This is a genomic window from Streptomyces sp. NPDC059003 (assembly GCF_042740445.1).
Classification (GTDB): domain Bacteria; phylum Actinomycetota; class Actinomycetes; order Streptomycetales; family Streptomycetaceae; genus Streptomyces.
This window is the reverse complement of record NZ_JBHYJH010000020.1, coordinates 37394-55260: the sequence shown is the minus strand read 5'-3', so window position 1 is coordinate 55260 and position 17867 is coordinate 37394. Positions and strand designations below refer to the sequence as shown.

Here is a 17867-nt window from a genome sequence, read left to right as displayed (position 1 = left end):
GTACCCATGACGAACACGAACGCCACCAAGGCCCCCTTCACCCCCTCCCACAGCGACGCCGACCTGGTCAACCAGCCCATCGGGTACTGGAGTTCCACGGCGGGGCAGTCCGTCGTGCAGCACATCCGCACGATGCTCGCCGAGTACGGGCTCACCCAGCCGCAGTGGTGGGTCCTCAACCAGGTCATCGGCCACGACGACGGCCGCGACCGCAAGGAGGTCATCGACGTCCTGAGCGGCTACCTGGAGTTCGGCGCGGGCGGCATCGAGCACAGCACCGACGCCCTGATCCGCCGCGAGCTCCTCACGCAGGACGCCGACGGCAAGCTGCACATCACCGCCGAGGGCGCGGAGCTCCAGCGGAAGGTCGCCGCGCGGCAGCAGGAGACCCGGCAGGAGATCCACGAGGGCATCGACGACGAGGAGTACGTACGGGCCCTGAAGGTGCTCCAGCGCATGATCCACAACGTCAACGGCTCGGCCTGGCACCACTGAGGCCCGGTTCCCAATCCACGCCCCAATGGGCAAGACTTCAGAGGGAGTTGTCCAGTGCAGTGACAGTGGCGTGACATGGGGGATGCGATGAACAGGGGTGCGATAGCCCGGGGGCGCGCGGCGGCGGGCGCCGTCGTCGCCCTGGCCCTGGCGTGCGGGTGCACGGCGCAGGCAGTCGACACGGCGGGGCGGGACGGCGGCGGCAGGAGTGACAGCAGGGACGGCGCCGGGTCCAGCGGCGACAAGGCGCCACCCGCCCGGTCCTCGCCGGACCAGCCGGAGCCCACGTACACGCGCTCCCCCACACCGAAGATCAAGTCCCCGGTGTCGCGGGCCGAGTTGCCCTCGACACCGACGCCGACGACACCGCCGACCCGGCCGAAGGCGACGCCGCCGCCTCCTCCCCCGCCGGGACCGGTCCTCCTCGCCCAGGGCAAGCAGGGCAAGCTGGTCCGCGAGCTCCAGGCGCGGCTGCGGCAGCTCAGCTGGTTCCTGCGGTCCCCGACGGGTACGTACGGTCCGGCGACGGCGGCCGCGGTCAAGGGCTTCCAGGGCAAGCGGGGGCTCAGGCCGACCGGCGAGACCGACACCCGCACCTGGGAGCGGCTCCTGCGGATGACGCACGAGCCGACGCGGTCCGAGCTCTACCCGGACGGCGGCATGCCGCCCGCGAAGCCCGACGAGCGGTGTCTGACCGGGCGCGTGCTGTGCATCAGCAAGAAGAGCCGCACGCTCACGTGGATGATCGACGGCAAGGCGCTCACGACGGTGGACGTGCGCTTCGGTTCGGAGTACACGCCGACGCGCGAGGGCGAGTTCCAGGTGTTCTGGAAGTCCCGGCACCATGTGTCGACGCTGTACGACACGCCGATGCCGTACGCCATGTTCTTCAGCGGCGGCCAGGCCGTGCACTACTCGTCCGACTTCGCGGCGCGCGGATACAACGGCGCGTCGCACGGGTGCGTGAACGTGCGGGACAAGAAGCGGATCGCGAGCCTGTTCAAGCAGGTGAAGAACGGGGACCGGGTGGTCATCTACCGGTGAGCTCCGCGGGTTGTTCCCGTCGGAAGTGGGTCGGTCCCGTCGGAATTAAGGGCGCGGGCGGAATCGGGGGAACGAATTCCGCCCGCGCCAATGGCACGGAGCCGTAGGTACGGGGGGAACCCCGGCTCGTGCGCGGGCCGATGACCAGTCGGCTCACTACTTACTGCGCCGCCGATTCAGAAAACGTCACACCTCGCGGGTGCGGTCTGCGTCACATACCCGGACAGGCCCTAAAAGACCGGGTCGGCCGAGTACGACGTCGACGGGCGCGGCTGGTGGGGCAGGGTGACCGGCGGCACGTGGCCGCCGCCGCTCCAGCCGCCGCCGGGCCGCCCGCCACCGGGCCCGTGGTGGCCGCCGCCGGAGTCGCCGCCCTCGTCGTCGTCCCCGTTGCCGCCGCCGTTGCCGTTTCCGCCGTTGCCGTTGCCGCCGCCGTTCCCCTTGCCGGGGTCGGCGTCGTGTTTGCCGCCACCGCCGAGGATCCGGTCGCAGAACGCCCTCAGGTGCTCGGTGCCGCGCGCGAGCTGCTCCAGGCTGCGGCGCCGACTGCTGTCGAGCTCGCCGTTGCGGTAGTCGCGGCAGTGGGCGACCGCGCGCTCGTACCACTTCTTGGCGTCGCCCTTCCGGTCGCCGCCGGCCTCGTCGCCCGGGTCGGACCGGTCCTTGGGGTCCCGGTCGCCGCCCTTGTCCTTGCGGTCGGGGCCGTCGCCGTCGTCCGGCGGCGTGCTCTCGTCCGGGGTGGGGGACGTGGCGTCGGGCGGCAGGGAGCTCTCGCCGTCCGGGGCGTCGTCCGGCGGCGCGGGGGCGTCGGTCGACGGCGAGCGGAGCGGCGTCTTCGGCGTCGGGGAGGGGGACGCGCTGGTCGCGGGCTTCCGCTCGTCCCGCTGGAACGGCGACGGGATCACTCCGGCACCGGCCGCCGCGACCCCGCCGACCATGCAGGCGGCCAACGCGGCAGCCGCCCCGAGCCGCACGGGTCGCCCCCACCGCACGGGCCGCGGACCCGCCGCGCCCGGCCCGATCCGTACGGGCTGATCCGGCTGATCGGGCTGACCGGGGTCACCGCCGGGGACGACGTGGAGACGTACGCCTGCGGGGGTGGGCGCCGCGCTGCCGGTGCCGGTGCCGGTGCCGGTGCCGGTGGCAGACTCGGCGTCGTCCGCGCCGCTCGCGGTACCGGTCACGTGGGCGGGGCCGTCCCCATGGGCGAGGTCAGCCGGACCGACCCCGTCGGTCACGCCGACAGCACCGGTCCCGTCAGCCGCGCCAGCCGCGCTCGCCACGTCAGCCGCACCGACCGGACGGGGCACACCAGTCGCGCCTGCCGGACGGGCCGCATCAGCCGCACCCGCCGGACGGGCCGCACCCGCCGAACGGGCCGCACCAGCCGCACCCGCGCTACCGGCCTCACCCGTCGCACCCGCACTACCGACCGCACCAGTCACACCGGTGCCACCAACCGCACCCGTCACACCCGTCGCACCCGCAGTACCGGCCGCACCCGTCACACCAGCCGCATCCGCAGTACCAGCCGCATCCGTAACCCCGGCCGCCCGAACCCCCGCATCCGTTTCGGCCCGCGGCGCCGACGCCCACGTCCGGCCCCCGCGCGCCGCGCGGAACGCCGCCAACGCGCCGTCCTCACCGGGGAGTTCACCGTCCGCGCCGGTCTTCGCGGGCTTCGCCGCGGACAGCGCGGCGAGCACCGCAGCGAGGCCGTCCGCCTGTTCGCGCTCGCGATGACCGATGCCGTCGAGCCGCTCGCCGCGCAGCAAACGCTCCGCCGCGTCACGGTCCAGCCACTTGTCCTGCTCGTCGGCCATCACATGTCCTTCTGCGTCCGCGTACGCGAATGCGTCACACACGGGGGCGACGGGGTCGCACGGTCGTGCGGGTCCGGCTGCGGGGGTACGGCGCCGAGGCCCCGCTCCCCGGCGGCGGCGTCGGTGGCCATCAGCTCGGCGAGCCGCTTGAGTCCGCGGTGCGCCGCGGTACGGACGGCTCCGGGGCGTTTGCCGAGGGTCTCGGCCGCGCTCTTCGCGTCGAGGCCGACGACGACGCGAAGGACCACGGCCTCCGCCTGGTCCTGCGGGAGCTGGGCTATCAGCGCGAGCGCCGCGTCCGTGGCGAGCGACTCCATGGCCTCGCCCGCGGTGTCCGCGTCGGCGGGCCTGCCGGTGAGCTCCGTCTCGTCGCCGCCGACGGCGGGGCGGCGGCCGCGCATGCGTATGTGGTCGAGGGCCCGGTTGCGGGCGATGCGCGCGGCCCAGCCGCGGAAGCGGTCCGCGTCGCCGCTGAACCGGTCGAGGTCGCGGGCTATCTGCAGCCACGCCTCGGACGCGACGTCCTCCGCGTCGAGGTCGCCGACGAGCGTACGTACGTAACCGAGCAGCCGCGGGTGCACGGAGCGGTACACAGTACGGAACGCGGTCTCGTCCCCGTCCTGCGCCGCGAGCACGGCGGCGGTCAGCTCAGCGTCGTCCTCCCCCAGCACTGCGTGCCCCTCTGCGCCTGGTCGGGCGCGGCTCTCACGGGTCCGTCCTTCTCGCGGTCTCGCGCCGGACCGCCGCTCGCGGTGGTTCCGCGGGGGCGGCTGCGGTGGTGGGTCGCAGCACGGCGCGAAACTGCACGCTACGGCGTGAAACCGGTGCACGTCCATGTTTGTACAACATGCAACTACCGGGTGACTCAGTGAGGTGTGACAGAAAACGCAGCCGGGACGCAGTAGGGAGTACGGACCGCCACGCGGTTCGTGCCGTGTGACGGCCGGGGCCTCTCCTGTGGGGGGTGGCGGCCCCGGCCGTTCCCACGTGGTCCACTACTCCGGTCTGCGGCGATGCCGACTGTCGGCCGCACCCATGACCAACGGCGTGACCAACGCGTCAGGCGCTTCATGCGATCCTCCCCAGGCCAATGCGCTGAGCAGTCCCGGAAGCGAGCTTGCGGGCCCCTTCGACTCGACGCTGACCGTAGTTGGCCATCGTGTACCCGGGCGAGTGATGCCTCACGTTCGCGGAGACCTCCACGGGGTTCTCCCCCTCGTCCAGATCGTTCGTGACCTTGCTGTGCCGCCAGTCGTGGATGCGGAACCGCTCGGGAAGCTCCAGCCGTGCCCTGGTGCTCCGCCACCGCGCACTGACCTGCCCGGCATCCTGCGGCCCTCCCGGCGTGATTCCCTGCCCTCGGAGCCGGTATCCATCACGGGCGAAGACAAGCCCTTGATCCACCCAACGTGACCCGAGCCTTTCCCTCCACATCTGCTGACGCTCCCACTGGACCTTGAGAACGCTCATCAGCGCCTGATCCACGTAGATGACGGCGTTGTCGTCGCCGTCCTTCGTGAGGCGTCGCAGAACGCTCTTGTTGCCCACCTCGACGACGACCCACTCCAACTCGATCGCGCACTCGTCCCAGTGGATGAGGTCCCACTTCATCCCCAGCGCCTCGCTCCGCCGCACACCGGTCGTGGTGTACGTCGTCCACAGCGGCGCATCACGTGTGCAGTGGTGCAGCGGCCCACACCCGCGCCTTCCACAAGGCGTCCAGATCCCTCCGAGGAAACGGGCCGTGGCGGCGTCGTCCAGCGTGCCGTACTTGGTCCGCTGCGCCTTGATCTGCCGGGTGGTCGGCGGCTTGGCAGTGGCAGCCGGATTGGTGGGGATCAGCTTCTTGGTCACCGCAGCCTCGAACACCCCGGACAGGATGTTGTGGACGTGGCGAACCGACTTGGCCCCGAGAGGCTTGCCCTTGTTCGTGAGGCACGGAGCCGTTTCCAGCATCCGGTACAGCGCATCCAGGTCGTCATCAGTGACGTCCTTGAGCTTCTTCGTTCCGATGTGCGGCTTGATGTGCAGCCTGATCTTCGGCTCGTAGCCTGCGCGGGTCGTCGCCTCGACCCGAAGGCCCTCGAACCACTTGTCTATCCAGTCCCCGAGCTTCATGTCCGATCGCGCAACAACCGCCCCGGCCTCGCGATCCGTCAGCCACTTGTTCAGGGCTCGACTGGCCTCTGTCTTCGTTGCGAAATCCCGCCCGATCCAGGGGCGTTCCTTCTTTCCTGTCGCCGGGTTGAGGTGAAGGGGCGCACGTACGCCCCAGGTGTTGGGTCTGCCCTTGCGCGGGACCTCCACCGGAGTCCCCCCGAATCCGTTTCCGCGCTTTGTCACTAGCTACTCCTCTTCTGTTGACGTCTCCTGTGCGACTTCTGCGGCTACGTCGACGATGGCCATCCGTTCGGCGACCGGAACGATGCCGAGCAGAATCGTGGTTGCCTTCAGAGTGAGCAGGCCGCCAGCACGTCCCGGCGCCCCAATGAGCAGCCCTCTCTTCCGCGCCTGCCAGAGGTGCCCCTTGACCGTGGACTCGCTCTTGCCGACGCGTTCGGCAAGGTGAGCCAGTGGGCCCTTCCCGCCGCTGCTCAGGTAGTTGACGTAAGCACTGGCCAGCATGGCCAGGTACTCATCCGTCACTCCCTGGGCCAGAGCCTTCCTGAGACGTTCAGTACGCCCCGCCTCGTACTCCTCGCGGACCTGGGTCCGCATCTCAGAAGTCGCCACCTTGGCGCGCAGCCTCTCGGCCGCTTCCTTGAAGTCGATCTCGCGCAGGACGGTGGAGCTGATGCCGCCCAGGGGCGGGCTCTCCCTGTCCCTGGGGCGCACCACCAGCACAGCGGGCCCACCTTGAGTCACCCCCTCCGGCCACTGCATCTCAACCACCCACGGACCGATCTCCTGCGCGACGACGGGGCCGCCTTGCTCTTGGTGCTGCTCACTCATGGAACGAAGTTAGCATGACCAACCTGTTCGGCAAACATGGTTGACGCAACTGGTTGATCGGCGTACTCCTGGAGATGCACCGGACGGAGCCGGGCGGAGAAGCCGCCCACCGGACGGGACGGGAGGGATGCGTGAGCGGCAGATTGATGACCGTGGACGAGGTGGCGGCCTACCTCCGGAAGCCCCGGTCTTGGGTGTACAGCAACTGGCAGCGGGAGGAGATCCCGTTCCGGAAGGTGGGCCAGGCACTGCGATGCCGCCCGGCCGATCTGGAGAAGTGGCTTGATCGCCAGAGTTAATTGATTTGTTCGATGCTTTCTCAGGGCCCCCGAGGTGAACGGGGGCTTTTTTGTTTACTGAGGAGGAATGGCTTGGCTGCTGTAGCGATGAAGGCTGTTGAACTGATCTGCGCATGGTGCAAGGAGGAGTGGACCTACCACCGCCCTCAGGGGAAGCCAGGGCGCAACCCTGCGACCAATCCCGAGCACCCTCAATGCGGCTTGAAGCGGCAGAACCAGAACCGCGCCATTCGCCGCCAGCGGGGCGTCTATGAGTCTTGGAACATCCCACCGGCCGACAAGGCCGAGAACCTGACGGTTGAGGAGGAGGCCGTTCGCCGAGATGCCATGGAACGCCCTTGGTGGCGTAGCCGCAGCACCGTAGATCTCGCGGCAGCCAGCGAGCGGTACCTCTGGGACGAGTGGCGCAGCGATGACCGAGCCCACATAGGCAGCACCGTCAAGTACTCAACCCCGGAAGACCGCAGGACCGTTGAACTCTGGTTCCAGGACAGCCGAGCCGCCAAGACCGGTGACTACTTGGGGCAGACAGCAAGTCCGGGACGGAAACTTCCCGTCATCGGCTCCGCCCTCCCCTGGCACGAAGCAGGGAGGCGTGAAGCCTCGTCCGATCTTTCATGGGGGTGAGGGAGCTTTCCCTTGGAGTCAAGGCTGCTGGGACGGCAGCCCTCTGACGCGGACGAAAGTCCGGGCCTGTACCAAGTCCCTGTAGCTCATTGCTACTGAATGGGTCTCTGCGGATACCTGCCTGTGAGACACAGCAGACACCACAGAGAGAAGGCCCTCTACCTCTAAGGGATTTGTTTGGGGGTAGGGGGCCTGTCTTCTCTTACGTTGTCCTGTTGTGAGATACCCGCCCCCCGGCGGGACGGCAAGCAAGTAGTTATCTACAGGAAATCAACATCTCCCCCTTAAGGGGAGTGATTAAGTTAGTTGATTGATTGTTTTGATCAAGATTGATCCTATTTTGATGAGTAGCTTAGGAGGTGTCGCTTTGAGCGACATGATAGATAGTTCTGCTCCCGCCGAGGCTGGTATGGGACCCTCGGCGGCGGCCCTGGGGAATGCTTCTTCGGCGGAGGATGCTGCGGCTGCCTCTCCGATGGAGCCAGAAATTCCGCTGACCTATGACGAACTGCTGGCCGACCGGGACAAGTGGCAGAGGGAGGCGGAACAGTTCCAGACCGCCAAGGAGACTACGGCCGAAGAAACTCTGAAGAATGCCCGAGCGGAGGTGAACCGCGAAGTGATTCACAGGATGGTCCGCGCGGAACTATGCGCTCACGCCCTCAACGAAGGCCTGAGTCTTTCGGATATACCGAAATCGAAGTACCTCAAGATGGATTCATTCCTGGGCGATGATGGTTATCCAAGTAGTGATCACATTAAGAGTTTCATTGATTCGCTATCGGGGCAGAAGCGGCCGAAGTTCCCTCAGCTCGGCAATGAAGTTGCCCCGTCTCCCGCACCGACGTCAGGCCTCAATGGATACCGTCGCCCCTACCCCGCAGGGATTTCCCTCGACACTCGTAGCCGCTGAACTGGAGCACGCCTATGACCTACGCCTATCAGAACTCCTTCACTGGAACATTCAACCCTGCGATATGGGACTCCAAGCTACTGGAACAGTTCGACCCTCTGCTTGTGTGGGCCTCTAGGTGGGTCTCCAACAACAAGTACGAGGGAACCGTCCGGAAGCAAGGGGATGTTGTTCACATCAACTCGCTGATGCGCCCCACGGTTGGGAACTACACGATCGCTGAGGGGATGACTTCTCAGCGGCCGGAGACCGTGGATCAGAAGCTTCCGATCACTGAAGCCAAGTACTTGCAGGTCTTGATCGAAGACGCCGAGAGAGCACAGCTCGCCGGTAGCCTTGACTCTCCGATCAATCGGCAGATGATCCGCGCCCTGGCCCGCGAAGCGGACACGTTCATGGCCAACGTCATCGCCAAGGGCGCAACGGCAATGCCGAACATCAAGGCAACGCCCGAGAGCGCGCCCAGGGCCCTCTTCAGCGCCATCCTGGACATGATGCTGGCCCTGGACGACAACGACATCCCAGCGGGCCGCTACGTCGTCGTCTCGCCCCGAGTGAAGAGGTATCTGGTTGAGTATCCGGCCGTGGCCAATGCGTCCGAGTACGGCGCGGGAGGTGTCACCATGAACGGCGCCTTCGCACAGCTCGCCGGGTTCACGGTCCTGTCCACCACGGCCATGCCGAAGGGCGTCGATATCGTGGCAGGGCACAACGAGTTCGCCACGTACGCGAGTCAGTTCACCGGCTTCCGTGAAGGACAGAGCGAGAAGTACCGGGCCGACTACATGGACAACCTCCACCTGTACGGCGGGAAGATCGTCAGGTATCCAGAGCTGGACACCAAGAAGGCGGACAATACCTTTGATGAGTCCAAGCCGACCAAGGGAATCCTCAAGGCTGCCGTGGAGTGGGCTGCCTGACGCCTTGTGAGACTTGCTCGGGGCCCTGTCTGATGGCGGGGCCCTGACTGCCCAGTGCTGCCAACGCGCCCGTCGAGCCATGAAACCCACCTCCAGGCCCCGACCATCGACCTGGAACAGCACTGCTGTGGATCTTGGTGGATAGCCCCTGGGCTGTGGACAACGGCGTCACCCTCCTGAGGGAGGAGCCGCCAGGCAGTTCCCTGCACTCATGCGATCAATCAGGACGCCTTGACCCGTCTGGCTCTCCGGTCGACGTGGCTTCGGCCATCGAGTACTTCCCATTCACGATCTTCACTGTCCCGCTCGACAGGAGTGCCGCTAGAGCGTCAACGTAGATCGCCTTATGGAGCCGGAACAGCATGCCATCTCCGTAGACCCTTTCTCGGATGGCGCTGCGCTCCAACGGTTGTGCACTTAAGTGTTCAGTGATGAGCACCTGAGCTCGCTGAAGCAGCCCCGCTCTAATGGTCTTGTATGCCCATGCGAAAGTGGCAGCAAGTATCGCAGTTACCGCGATCGCCCCTGCGGCCTGCGCGTTAGCGCGAAAGCCATAGATGATTAGCCAGACAATGTCTGCCAATAGCGCCAGACCGCTTATTAGTAAGGTGAGTCCCAGAACGGTCTCCCCGCCGCTACCCACAACTAGAACAAGGGCGCAAAAGGAGCAGAGAAGGAACAGAAACGGCAGCAAGAGCAGCAGCCAGAGCCACATCAGTGACATCGCATCCCCCTGATTGGTGCCCTGGGTTTGTATCCAAAGTCAGGCTGCGAGAAACATTCCTGACGAGAGGTGTTGCCGCCTCGGCAGTCTCTCAGAGCGCAGCAAGTCGCTTGCTTCACATGAGTCAGATGAGATCCACTCAACCAACATCCCCCACCTTCAGGGGTGGGGTCGGATCAGAACTGCTGTCCCCACCCTGCGGGCGGGGTTGATTCGATGTCGTCGGCCGGGGGATATAACCCCGGCCGCCATCAATAATGTACGTGTCCTATCACTGAAACCGGGACAGTGTGTGACGCGGTGCACATCAATGATGATTCATCACTATGCCCGAGCCGGCTCACAGGTCGAATCTGAGGCCGCAGGCCTGCATCAAAGGCCCTGAGGGCCCTTCTGAGGCTCCATGGCGAGCCTTCTCGACCCTTTCCAGGCTCGATCCGCGGTAGTGGCTCAGCGAGGCGTACAGGGCTTCGGAAATAATGAAACCCGTACACGGTCGAAGGACAGCGCCCCTGCGGTCCTTATCGCTCATCAACCCAAGCATTACCCCCGAATGCATGACGAGATAGATTAACTATTCCGAGACCGCGCATTAATCATTTCGTTATCACCTGATGCTGGGATGAGTGGAGTTTCGAAATCCCGCTCACGGAAGCGGGAGCAGCAGCCGTCGAGAGCACATCTCCGGCCGTCAGTGACTCGCTACGCCTCATCAGCCCTGGGGGGACTGTGCGCACGACAGTTCAGGTCATCAGCTACGTGGAAAAGGTCGTCTGCGACGGATGTCTGTCGAAGGACGGAACACAGACAGAGGCGACCGAAGCCCTGAATCTGGGTGACCGCTCATGGGACCTGTGCCTTGAGCACTCCGTGCGCTTCTCCCGGTACCTGGTCGACGCGCTGGGCACCGGACTGCCGGACGACGAGACAGGGCCTGAGACGGAAGCTCAGGACATGGATGCGTCCACGGCTGCTGAACCCGAGGAGCCGACTCCTGATATGGATCTGGCCGACTACGTCTCACGGATCACCGACAGCCGTAAGGCCTTCAAGGGCAAGCCGCTGAAGCCTGGCACTCAGGCCGCACGGGCTCAGTGGTCCGGGCACCGTGAGCGACTGGCAGCGCTGCCGGACAAGGAGCGGGCCGACTACGAGAAGTGGTGTGCCGCAGAGGGCAAGGACGCCCGGCTGACGGCCTCGCACGTGGAGTTCCGGGGCTTCATGTGGGCCAACTTCCCGCACATGGCCAGAGCCTACGCAGACGCCATGCGCGGCAGACCGCAGCCTCATCAAATCAACTCCCCCGAAGGGCAGGCAGCATGAGCACCCCTGACTTCTCCGCCGTGGCCACAGGTCGCATGCGGGCCGTCGTGTCCTCTCTGGCTTCGCACGTCGAGTGGTCACCCGTCGGGCTGCTGGGAGGGCTGCTGTGCGCCTTCTCCGCCATGCTCCCCGACACTCGTGTCCAGCGCGGGTCCGGCTCCATGCCGCTGATGCTGCACGTGCTGCTGTGCGGCGGCACGGGTGAGGGCAAGGGCCAGTCCTGGGGCATCGCTGAGGCCATCGCCCGGGACGCGAACCGCACCTTCATGTCCGGCAACGTCATCCACGGGGTGGTGGGCGGAGCAGGCGTCATCCAGGCCGTGGCCGACTGCGGCGAACATGCCTTGATCGTCGATACTGAGTACGCCCGCGTCCTGCGGGCCGGACGGCGACAGGCCAACCTCTCCCAGGTACTCCGGGATCTCTGGGACGGCGCCCCCGTCGCCACGTCCAGAGCCAAAGATCCCATCCAGGTGGACCGTCCACGCGTGGCGATCATGGGGCACATCACGCCCGAGGAGTTCCGGGCCAACCTCACCGGCACCGACCGGGACGGCGGCTCGTACAACCGACTGCTGACCCTGCCCGTCTCCCAGGTCCGCTGGCTCAGCGAGCGGGAGCGCATGCCCGCCCACCTGATCCCGGAAGCCGGTGAGCACTTCGCCAGGGCCCTGCGCTACGGGCAGCGCGTCGGCACGGTCACGCTCGCTGCGGACGCCTACGACGTGGCCGACACCATCCGCCACGACCTGTTAGGCAAAGCCCGTGAATCGGAAGACCTGCGGCCGTTCGCGGCCCGCTGCAACGAACAGGTACGCCGCATCGCCGCCCTCTTCGCGCTCTTCGACTTGCGTAGCGAGATCACCCCGGACGATCTGCACGCGGCGGCCTGCCTGGTCACCCATGCCATGAGCACCGTGGAAGCCATCGCCACAGACAGCGGCAGCAAAACCGGCAAGCGTCAGCCGCTCAGCCTCGCGGAGAAGGTACGCGCCCGCCTCGAACTGTTCGGAGGCTCCGCCCGCTCCTCACAACTCCTGCCCTACGTCGGAGCAACCGCCGCTGAGGTCAAAGCGCTGCCCGGCATCGTCGTCACACAGGAGCGGAACGGTGTCGGGCGACCAGCCGTCGTCTTCTCGCTCGCCGACAACTGCTCAGATCAGGACCGGCCCGTCACAGAGTCCAGGACCGCTGTTCGAGAAGAGATGGGCCATACCGAGATCGTCTCGATAGACGTCATCCCCCCTACCCCGGCACGGACCCCTAAGCCGCAGCCTGTACGGGCGCCGGAACAACGCCGCACCACTAACCCGTTCCTGGCACTGCTCTGAAAAGTCGAATCAAACAAACGAACGCCCCTGCCTTCTTCGGCGGGGCGTTCGTTCGCTGGTCAGCGGCGCAGATGCCGGGACTCATTCAGCATCCGCAGTGCGGAGTTGAGCCGTGGCCGGAAGCCCGGACAGGGAGGCTCAGCGGGCAGTGCCCACACGTCCCAGCACGACATGCAGCGCGCCACCCCGGAGTGCTCCGGGTCTCTCTCCACGCTGCCACCGCACTGGGGGCACTGCTGCATGACGACTCCCTACGCGGCCACGTCGAACTCGCCCAGCTTGGCACCGCTCAGGAAGTCGGTCCACTCGACCACCGTGAACTCGACCGTCCGGCCGGTTGTGGTGCTGCGGACAGCTACTTTGCCGGGGACGTTGGTCGCGACCTCGACGCAGCGCGGGTTGTCGTTGTCGTACTTGCACGCACTGGACGTGCGGAACTCGAACTCCAGGACCTCGGTCACGGTGCCATCCTTTCGACGTGCTGAACGGGGAATCGGTCCCCGCGCCGTCGAGCACTTGCTGACCCGCTCCCCAATGGAGGGAGCCTTTCCTGCCCAGCGGGGAGCGGGCGTCTACGAGGGCTGCATTCCGCCGCAGTACGGACAGCCGTGGAAACCACACCATCCGCACTTCGGGTCGCCCGCCGCTGTCTTCTCCTCCTCGTCTTGAGACGTCATCGTGCGTCTGCTCCTGTCTGCGTTGATCCCTCAGACCCCTGAGGCGGGCAGCTTGCCCGTGACTGCGAGGAGGACCAGGGACATGGCGGTGCCCCAGGTGACGAGCAGAAGAATGCCGCCCCAGAAGGCCCCGTCCTGGCTGACCCTGCGCCGCCGTAACCGGCTCATCTCCCACCCCTGATGGCCGTGAGCCCCTGCACGCTGCGGTTGTGCTTCACCAGGGCGGCGAGTTGGATCTTCTCCCTGTCGTTGGCAGGGCGGACCGCTACGACTCGGGTGTGCCAACGCAGCCCGGATGGTCGTTTCAAGGTCAGCCTGGTGCCGCGCTGCTCATGGACGACGCCGACCATCTGACTGCCCTTGTCGAACACCGCCGTACCCGGTTGCCAGGCCGTCTCCGTGGCCGTCCCCGGTTCACCTGCGTTCTTCATGCTCAGTGCCTCCGGACCGCTCGTGATCTGGTGAATACCGTGCAACCAGACACGAACTCAGCCCAGGGACAGGGCGTGCGAGCACTCAACCCAGGTAGGACGCTGTGTCCTAGTCAGGTATCGATCTCCAAGCGGACGGCCAACTCAGCGATGGGGGAACTGCGCCGCCGCTCTCGTTCCCTCAGCTCCGCCACCAGGTGTCGAGAGGTGGAGTGGTACCGCATCCACTCAGGGGCCGTGCGCTCAGCCGCGAGCAGCGTCCTCGTCGCTTCGAAGTCACGGTTCATCTCCGCGTAGGCCAGGGCGACGTCCAGGCGGTGCCGAGCGAGCCAAGTCGGGGGCAGGCTGCTCACGTTGGTGATCCGCTTGGCGTGGCTGAGAGCCTTGTCCGGCTTCCCCATGTCCACGTACGCGTTCACCACCGCCACCCCCGCATTCGTGGGGCCGAAAGGCGTCGCGTAGTCGAGCCGATCCACCCCGACGCGCGCTGCCGCCGCTGTGGCCAGCGAAAGCAGATCCTCCGCTGTGTCGGACCGTTCGGCCCTGACTGCGGCACTCGCGCCGCGAAGCAAAAGAATCCCCCACAACGACAGGTCGATCGGGGCCGAACGGAAACCGGGCTCGATGCGCTCCGCCATGCGAACCGCGACGCCTTCGGCGTCTGCCACGCGCCCCTGCTTGGAGAAGATCCACGAGAGGGTGGAGACTCCGATGACCTCCAAGCGCGGATCGTCGGACTGCTTGGCCGCAGCCATCGAACGTTCCAAGGCTGTGTAAGCAGCGTCCTCCTTGCCGAACGCGGTAAGGGTCGTGGCAGCCACCTGGTACGCCTCAGCGAGCACCGCATAAGCCGCTGCCCGGTCTTCTCCGGTGTACTCACGGACGGCAGCACGAGCATCGGCTAACAGCGTCGGCAGGATCGCGGTGATCTTCCTCAGTTCGCCTTGGCGGCGGATGCGTTCAGTGCTCCGGATACTGTCGCGTAGCTGGGCGATCGTGGGGACTGGCACGTCCTCGGAGTCGCCGACTCCAGGAAAGTCCGAGAGCGGCGTCACGGCCTGCCGCAGGGCGAGCAGGCTCGGCGGCTCCACCCCGTTGCTCGGCTCCAGCACCCTTGGGGCTCCCAGGAGAACGGACGTCTCCACGTCCAGGGCCCAGGCCAACTTGTTGAGCGTGCTCATGCGGGCCGTCATCCGCTGGTTCTGCTCCAGCTTCCGGACTGTGTCCACGCTGAGATCCGCCGTCTCAGCAAGCTGTTCCTGCGTCAGGCTGCGGCGCAGTCGCAGCTCAACCAGCCGGTCTCCAAGTGTCGTCGCCATGGCCCTGCCTGTCGGGAGAGTGAAGCGCCTGACCCAACGGTACGCCCACACCGGTCCGACTGGGCTGCCTTCCAGGCCCGTTGGCAACGTGACCAACGCATGACCAACAGCGGCCAGGAACAGGCAGAAACCCCAGGACAGCGGCCACACCGGAACCAAGCGGCAAGCCCCCGACCAGGCAGCGAAACACCTGGTCAGGGGCTCTACTTGGTACTAGTCCCGCCAGGGGTGGCGGCCCCGGCCGTTCCCACGTTGCCCACCCCCGTCCGGCGATCTGGCGTGGTTCCGCAATGGCGTGTTCCGGCACGCCGGATCCGTTGTGGCAGGCGGGACGCGCTTGCTTGACTTCCAGCCACGGACTGACGGGGCAGTCAACGGGGGAGTCACATGTCGGACACGATCATGTCAGCATGCCGCTGCGCCGGACCGGACGCGGCCGTGTGCCCGGCCTGCCACCAGGCGTCGCTGGAACGCAGCCTGCGCCTGCTGCCGCGGGTCTACCAGGAGCTGGAGGAGGCCCTCGCGCCGCAGACCGCCGCCGTGACGCGGACCTCGGGCGGCGGGCCCCGCCTGGGCATCCCGCTCAACGGACGGGCCGTGGACGCCCGCCGGGCGATCCTCGGCACGCTGGCCACGTGGGCGGAGGTGGTCGTGGAGGGCAGGCGGCTCGCCAGGCCCCGGCGCACCGTGCCGGCGCTTGCCGCGTTCCTGGACTGCCACGCGCGCTGGCTCGCGGCGCACCCCGCCGCCCAGGACGCCGCCACCGAACTGGACTCGTTACTGAAGGCGGCCCGGCGTGCGGCGCCGTCGTCCGCGGCACGGCGCATCTCCGTCGGCCCCTGCGTGGTGGACGGCTGCGGCGGCGGCCTGACCGCCGTCCTGGGCCACCGGCAGACGGCGGCGGCCGCCTCCGTGGACTGCGACCGCGACGGCACCCACTCGTGGCCGCCGCAGCGCTGGCTCGAGCTGTGCGGCGAGGGCGGCGAGGAGCGCGGCACGGCCGGGCAGAAGGCGGGCACGGCCACGCCGCCCTCCCCCGGCCTGACCACCGCGCAGATAGCGCGTACGTGGCGCATTTCGACGGGGACGGTCTACTGGCTGGCCAGCACGCACGGATGGAAGCGCAGCCGCCACGGCCGGGAGGTCCGTTACGCGCACCAGGACGTGCTGCGGAGCCTGGGCAACCGGTGACGGCAGCGGCGGCCCGAGCGCGGCTGCGCGCCGCCCTACAGCAGGCCCTGTGACTGGGCAAGCACCCCGGCCTGAAAGCGGCTCTCCGCGCCGAGGCGCTGCATGATCTCGGAGACCAGCCGGCTCACCGTGCGCACGGACACGCCGAGCGTCCGGGCTATCCGCTCGTCCGTCAGGCCGTTGCCGAGCAGCCTCAGCGTGGAACTGAGCTGCTCGTTGAGCTCGGCCCCGTCCCCGCCGCTGTCGTCGGCGGGCCGGTGCGGCACCGAGCGCACCCAGTAGTCGGTGTGCAGGGCGTCGAACGTACGCACCAGCGTGCCGCCCCGGATGACGACGAGCGGACCGGACGGGGCGCAGTGGGCGGGCGGCAGCAGAGCGGTGTCCTGGTCCCCGAGGATCAGGCTGAACGGAACCTGCGGCACGAGCCGCACCTCCACCCCCATCCGGCGCAGCTCGGTGAGGTGGCGGCGCTGTCTGCGCCCGGAGTCGAAGCACTGGGGGTACACGCAGGCCACCGTGACCTGGCGGCTCAGCATGCGGCTGATGTGCCCCACCATCGCGTCCAGGCTCTGCTGCGATCCGGACCCGACCGGTCCGTAGTACAGCATCCGGCATGTGCTGAGCGGCAGTTCGTAGAAGTCGCGCAGCGTCTTGTCGCAGCGTGCGGGCGAGGTGATGACCTCGACCTCCAGGCGGCCGCTGCCCAGCGCGGCGGCCGGCCGGTAGCGCTCCACCAGCACCCGCGTGGCGCCGGCCAGGTCGGCCAACTCCTCGGCCTGCGCGTACAGGATCCCCTGCTGCCGTCGGACCAGGTCGAGCAGGGCGATGTCCGGGTCGACCTGCTCGACCACCCCCGGGGCGGGCCCGGGGCGCACCAGGTGCAGCGCGCGCAGTTCGGCCCAGGCCGCGGCCGCCTGCACGCCGTCGAGGCCGAGGTCGCCCGTGGCCGCGTCGGGCCTGCTCGGGCCGTTGTCTCTCAGCCACTGGTAGAGCTCGAAGCCCGTGGCCGAGCTTCTGTGTGATCCCCCCGTTGTTGCCACGTGCTCACTCCTGATCCGTCGGACCGCACCCCGGTCATGGAGGTGCGGTCGTCCACGGCTCAGGCGACTTCGGCCCGGGCCGCGGGTCTCTGAAACGAAGTCCGGAAAGAAGGCGGGTAGGTCATAGGGTCGGGCCGGCCGCGCGTACGGACGCGAACGCCGGTCCTGTCAGCTGGAGTTCGTCGAGGAGTTCCTTGGCGTCGGAGTCCCGGTCCTCGCTCGGCAGCAGCTGCCCGGACGCGTCGAGCTGCGATCCGATGTGCTGGATGATGACCGACGAGGTCAGCGGCATCATGCTGAGCGTGGTCACCACCTGCTTGATCATCTGCACGGCCCGGATGCCCCCGGAGGTGTTGCCGTAGCTGACGAAGCCGACCGGCTTGTAGGCCCACTCGTGGTACAGGAAGTCGATGGCGTTCTTCAGCGGGGCGCTGAAGCTGTAGTTGTACTCGGGCATCACGAACACGAACGCGTCCGCCGCCGCCACCCGCGCGCTCCACGCCTTGCTGTGGTCGTGCACGTAGCGCCCCGTCATGGGGTGCTCCGGCTCGTCGTGGAAGGGCAGGCCCAGATCCGCGAGGTCCACCGGATCCACCTCGAACCCCCCGTGTTCGCGGGCCCGCTCGGTGAACCACTCGGCGACCGCCGGGCCGACCCGGCCGGGCCGGATGCTGGCGGTGAGGACGATCAGACGCATCATGAAGAACCGTGTTCCTCTCGAAGCGGACGGATGAGGGCGGACGGATGAGAGCGGACGG

The 17867-nt window shown here is 67.3% G+C and carries 20 protein-coding genes; 9 read left to right on the top strand and 11 right to left on the bottom strand.

Annotated features, from left to right (window positions below; translation table 11 throughout):
• Nucleotides 1-6: 6 nt before the first annotated feature.
• Together ACFWZ5_RS11150 and ACFWZ5_RS11145 are read left to right on the top strand one after the other, a co-directional pair.
• Nucleotides 7-495 (top strand): MarR family winged helix-turn-helix transcriptional regulator, encoded by a 489-nt coding sequence (locus tag ACFWZ5_RS11150; protein WP_384794221.1) that lies wholly within the window; start codon nucleotides 7-9, stop codon nucleotides 493-495.
• Between the two features lie 87 nt (nucleotides 496-582).
• Nucleotides 583-1539 (top strand): peptidoglycan-binding protein, encoded by a 957-nt coding sequence (locus ACFWZ5_RS11145; protein ID WP_384794224.1) that lies wholly within the window; start codon nucleotides 583-585, stop codon nucleotides 1537-1539.
• A gap of 230 nt (nucleotides 1540-1769) precedes the next feature.
• On the opposite strand, the gene ACFWZ5_RS11140 is transcribed toward ACFWZ5_RS11145, so the two are convergent.
• The 4 genes from ACFWZ5_RS11140 to ACFWZ5_RS11125 form a co-directional block, all read right to left on the bottom strand.
• Nucleotides 1770-2777 carry a hypothetical protein gene (locus ACFWZ5_RS11140; protein WP_384890644.1) on the bottom strand — a complete coding sequence of 336 codons (1008 nt, stop codon included), beginning with the start codon at nucleotides 2775-2777 and terminating at the stop codon, nucleotides 1770-1772.
• Nucleotides 2778-3361: 584 nt separating this feature from the next.
• Complete coding sequence (locus ACFWZ5_RS11135; RefSeq protein WP_384794230.1) at nucleotides 3362-4033, bottom strand: RNA polymerase sigma factor; 672 nt, start codon at nucleotides 4031-4033, stop codon at nucleotides 3362-3364.
• Nucleotides 4034-4430: 397 nt separating this feature from the next.
• Nucleotides 4431-5705 carry a tyrosine-type recombinase/integrase gene (locus ACFWZ5_RS11130; RefSeq protein ID WP_384794233.1) on the bottom strand — a complete coding sequence of 425 codons (1275 nt, stop codon included), beginning with the start codon at nucleotides 5703-5705 and terminating at the stop codon, nucleotides 4431-4433.
• Nucleotides 5706-5708: 3 nt separating this feature from the next.
• Nucleotides 5709-6314: a hypothetical protein gene (locus tag ACFWZ5_RS11125; RefSeq protein WP_384794236.1), complete on the bottom strand. Its 606-nt coding sequence runs from the start codon at nucleotides 6312-6314 to the stop codon at nucleotides 5709-5711.
• Between the two features lie 74 nt (nucleotides 6315-6388).
• Between ACFWZ5_RS11125 and ACFWZ5_RS11120 the strand changes: the two genes are divergently transcribed.
• From ACFWZ5_RS11120 to ACFWZ5_RS11105, 4 genes are all read left to right on the top strand, one after another.
• Nucleotides 6389-6613 (top strand): helix-turn-helix domain-containing protein, encoded by a 225-nt coding sequence (locus tag ACFWZ5_RS11120; protein ID WP_384890650.1) that lies wholly within the window; start codon nucleotides 6389-6391, stop codon nucleotides 6611-6613.
• Nucleotides 6614-6685: 72 nt separating this feature from the next.
• Entirely contained in the window at nucleotides 6686-7240 is a 555-nt protein-coding gene (locus ACFWZ5_RS11115) for a hypothetical protein (RefSeq protein ID WP_384794239.1), read from the top strand.
• Nucleotides 7241-7550: 310 nt separating this feature from the next.
• Complete coding sequence (locus ACFWZ5_RS11110) at nucleotides 7551-8153, top strand: hypothetical protein (RefSeq protein ID WP_384794241.1); 603 nt, start codon at nucleotides 7551-7553, stop codon at nucleotides 8151-8153.
• Nucleotides 8154-8167: 14 nt separating this feature from the next.
• On the top strand, nucleotides 8168-9073 hold the full coding sequence (locus ACFWZ5_RS11105; RefSeq protein WP_384794244.1) for a hypothetical protein: 906 nt from the start codon (nucleotides 8168-8170) through the stop codon (nucleotides 9071-9073).
• 217 nt (nucleotides 9074-9290) lie between these two features.
• Here ACFWZ5_RS11105 and ACFWZ5_RS11100 read toward each other — a convergent pair whose 3' ends face one another.
• Complete coding sequence (locus ACFWZ5_RS11100; RefSeq protein ID WP_384794247.1) at nucleotides 9291-9788, bottom strand: hypothetical protein; 498 nt, start codon at nucleotides 9786-9788, stop codon at nucleotides 9291-9293.
• 738 nt (nucleotides 9789-10526) lie between these two features.
• Between ACFWZ5_RS11100 and ACFWZ5_RS11095 the strand changes: the two genes are divergently transcribed.
• Nucleotides 10527-11120 carry a hypothetical protein gene (locus ACFWZ5_RS11095; RefSeq protein ID WP_384794250.1) on the top strand — a complete coding sequence of 198 codons (594 nt, stop codon included), beginning with the start codon at nucleotides 10527-10529 and terminating at the stop codon, nucleotides 11118-11120.
• 161 nt (nucleotides 11121-11281) lie between these two features.
• Nucleotides 11282-12451: a DUF3987 domain-containing protein gene (locus tag ACFWZ5_RS11090; protein ID WP_384890641.1), complete on the top strand. Its 1170-nt coding sequence runs from the start codon at nucleotides 11282-11284 to the stop codon at nucleotides 12449-12451.
• A gap of 251 nt (nucleotides 12452-12702) precedes the next feature.
• On the opposite strand, the gene ACFWZ5_RS11085 is transcribed toward ACFWZ5_RS11090, so the two are convergent.
• The 4 genes from ACFWZ5_RS11085 to ACFWZ5_RS11070 form a co-directional block, all read right to left on the bottom strand.
• Nucleotides 12703-12912 carry a DUF397 domain-containing protein gene (locus ACFWZ5_RS11085; protein WP_172385176.1) on the bottom strand — a complete coding sequence of 70 codons (210 nt, stop codon included), beginning with the start codon at nucleotides 12910-12912 and terminating at the stop codon, nucleotides 12703-12705.
• A gap of 246 nt (nucleotides 12913-13158) precedes the next feature.
• Nucleotides 13159-13296 (bottom strand): hypothetical protein, encoded by a 138-nt coding sequence (locus tag ACFWZ5_RS11080; protein ID WP_384794256.1) that lies wholly within the window; start codon nucleotides 13294-13296, stop codon nucleotides 13159-13161.
• Nucleotides 13293-13559 carry a hypothetical protein gene (locus tag ACFWZ5_RS11075; RefSeq protein ID WP_384794259.1) on the bottom strand — a complete coding sequence of 89 codons (267 nt, stop codon included), beginning with the start codon at nucleotides 13557-13559 and terminating at the stop codon, nucleotides 13293-13295. The genes ACFWZ5_RS11080 and ACFWZ5_RS11075 overlap by 4 nt, the downstream gene beginning before the upstream one ends.
• Before the next feature lie 113 nt (nucleotides 13560-13672).
• Nucleotides 13673-14878, bottom strand: a complete 1206-nt coding sequence (locus ACFWZ5_RS11070; protein ID WP_384794262.1) for a helix-turn-helix domain-containing protein — start codon at nucleotides 14876-14878, stop codon at nucleotides 13673-13675.
• Nucleotides 14879-15265: 387 nt separating this feature from the next.
• Here ACFWZ5_RS11070 and ACFWZ5_RS11065 point away from each other — a divergent pair, with 387 nt between their 5' ends.
• Nucleotides 15266-16069 (top strand): helix-turn-helix domain-containing protein, encoded by an 804-nt coding sequence (locus tag ACFWZ5_RS11065; RefSeq protein ID WP_384794265.1) that lies wholly within the window; start codon nucleotides 15266-15268, stop codon nucleotides 16067-16069.
• A gap of 35 nt (nucleotides 16070-16104) precedes the next feature.
• Here the strand turns inward: ACFWZ5_RS11065 and ACFWZ5_RS11060 are convergent, their stop codons facing one another.
• Nucleotides 16105-17109 (bottom strand): response regulator transcription factor, encoded by a 1005-nt coding sequence (locus ACFWZ5_RS11060; protein WP_384794268.1) that lies wholly within the window; start codon nucleotides 17107-17109, stop codon nucleotides 16105-16107.
• Nucleotides 17110-17230: 121 nt separating this feature from the next.
• Nucleotides 17231-17809: an NADPH-dependent FMN reductase gene (locus ACFWZ5_RS11055; RefSeq protein ID WP_384794271.1), complete on the bottom strand. Its 579-nt coding sequence runs from the start codon at nucleotides 17807-17809 to the stop codon at nucleotides 17231-17233.
• Between the last annotated feature and the right edge of the window lie 58 nt (nucleotides 17810-17867).

Coding starts and splice junctions, on each gene's coding strand:
- ACFWZ5_RS11150 (WP_384794221.1), top strand. CDS start 7: ATGACGAACACGAACGCCACCAAGGCCCCCTTCACCCCCTCCCACAGC.
- ACFWZ5_RS11145 (WP_384794224.1), top strand. CDS start 583: ATGAACAGGGGTGCGATAGCCCGGGGGCGCGCGGCGGCGGGCGCCGTC.
- ACFWZ5_RS11125 (WP_384794236.1), bottom strand. CDS start 6,314: ATGAGTGAGCAGCACCAAGAGCAAGGCGGCCCCGTCGTCGCGCAGGAG.
- ACFWZ5_RS11120 (WP_384890650.1), top strand. CDS start 6,389: ATGCACCGGACGGAGCCGGGCGGAGAAGCCGCCCACCGGACGGGACGG.
- ACFWZ5_RS11105 (WP_384794244.1), top strand. CDS start 8,168: ATGACCTACGCCTATCAGAACTCCTTCACTGGAACATTCAACCCTGCG.
- ACFWZ5_RS11100 (WP_384794247.1), bottom strand. CDS start 9,788: ATGTGGCTCTGGCTGCTGCTCTTGCTGCCGTTTCTGTTCCTTCTCTGC.
- ACFWZ5_RS11090 (WP_384890641.1), top strand. CDS start 11,282: ATGCCGCTGATGCTGCACGTGCTGCTGTGCGGCGGCACGGGTGAGGGC.
- ACFWZ5_RS11080 (WP_384794256.1), bottom strand. CDS start 13,296: ATGAGCCGGTTACGGCGGCGCAGGGTCAGCCAGGACGGGGCCTTCTGG.
- ACFWZ5_RS11075 (WP_384794259.1), bottom strand. CDS start 13,559: ATGAAGAACGCAGGTGAACCGGGGACGGCCACGGAGACGGCCTGGCAA.
- ACFWZ5_RS11070 (WP_384794262.1), bottom strand. CDS start 14,878: ATGGCGACGACACTTGGAGACCGGCTGGTTGAGCTGCGACTGCGCCGC.
- ACFWZ5_RS11065 (WP_384794265.1), top strand. CDS start 15,266: ATGTCGGACACGATCATGTCAGCATGCCGCTGCGCCGGACCGGACGCG.
- ACFWZ5_RS11055 (WP_384794271.1), bottom strand. CDS start 17,809: ATGATGCGTCTGATCGTCCTCACCGCCAGCATCCGGCCCGGCCGGGTC.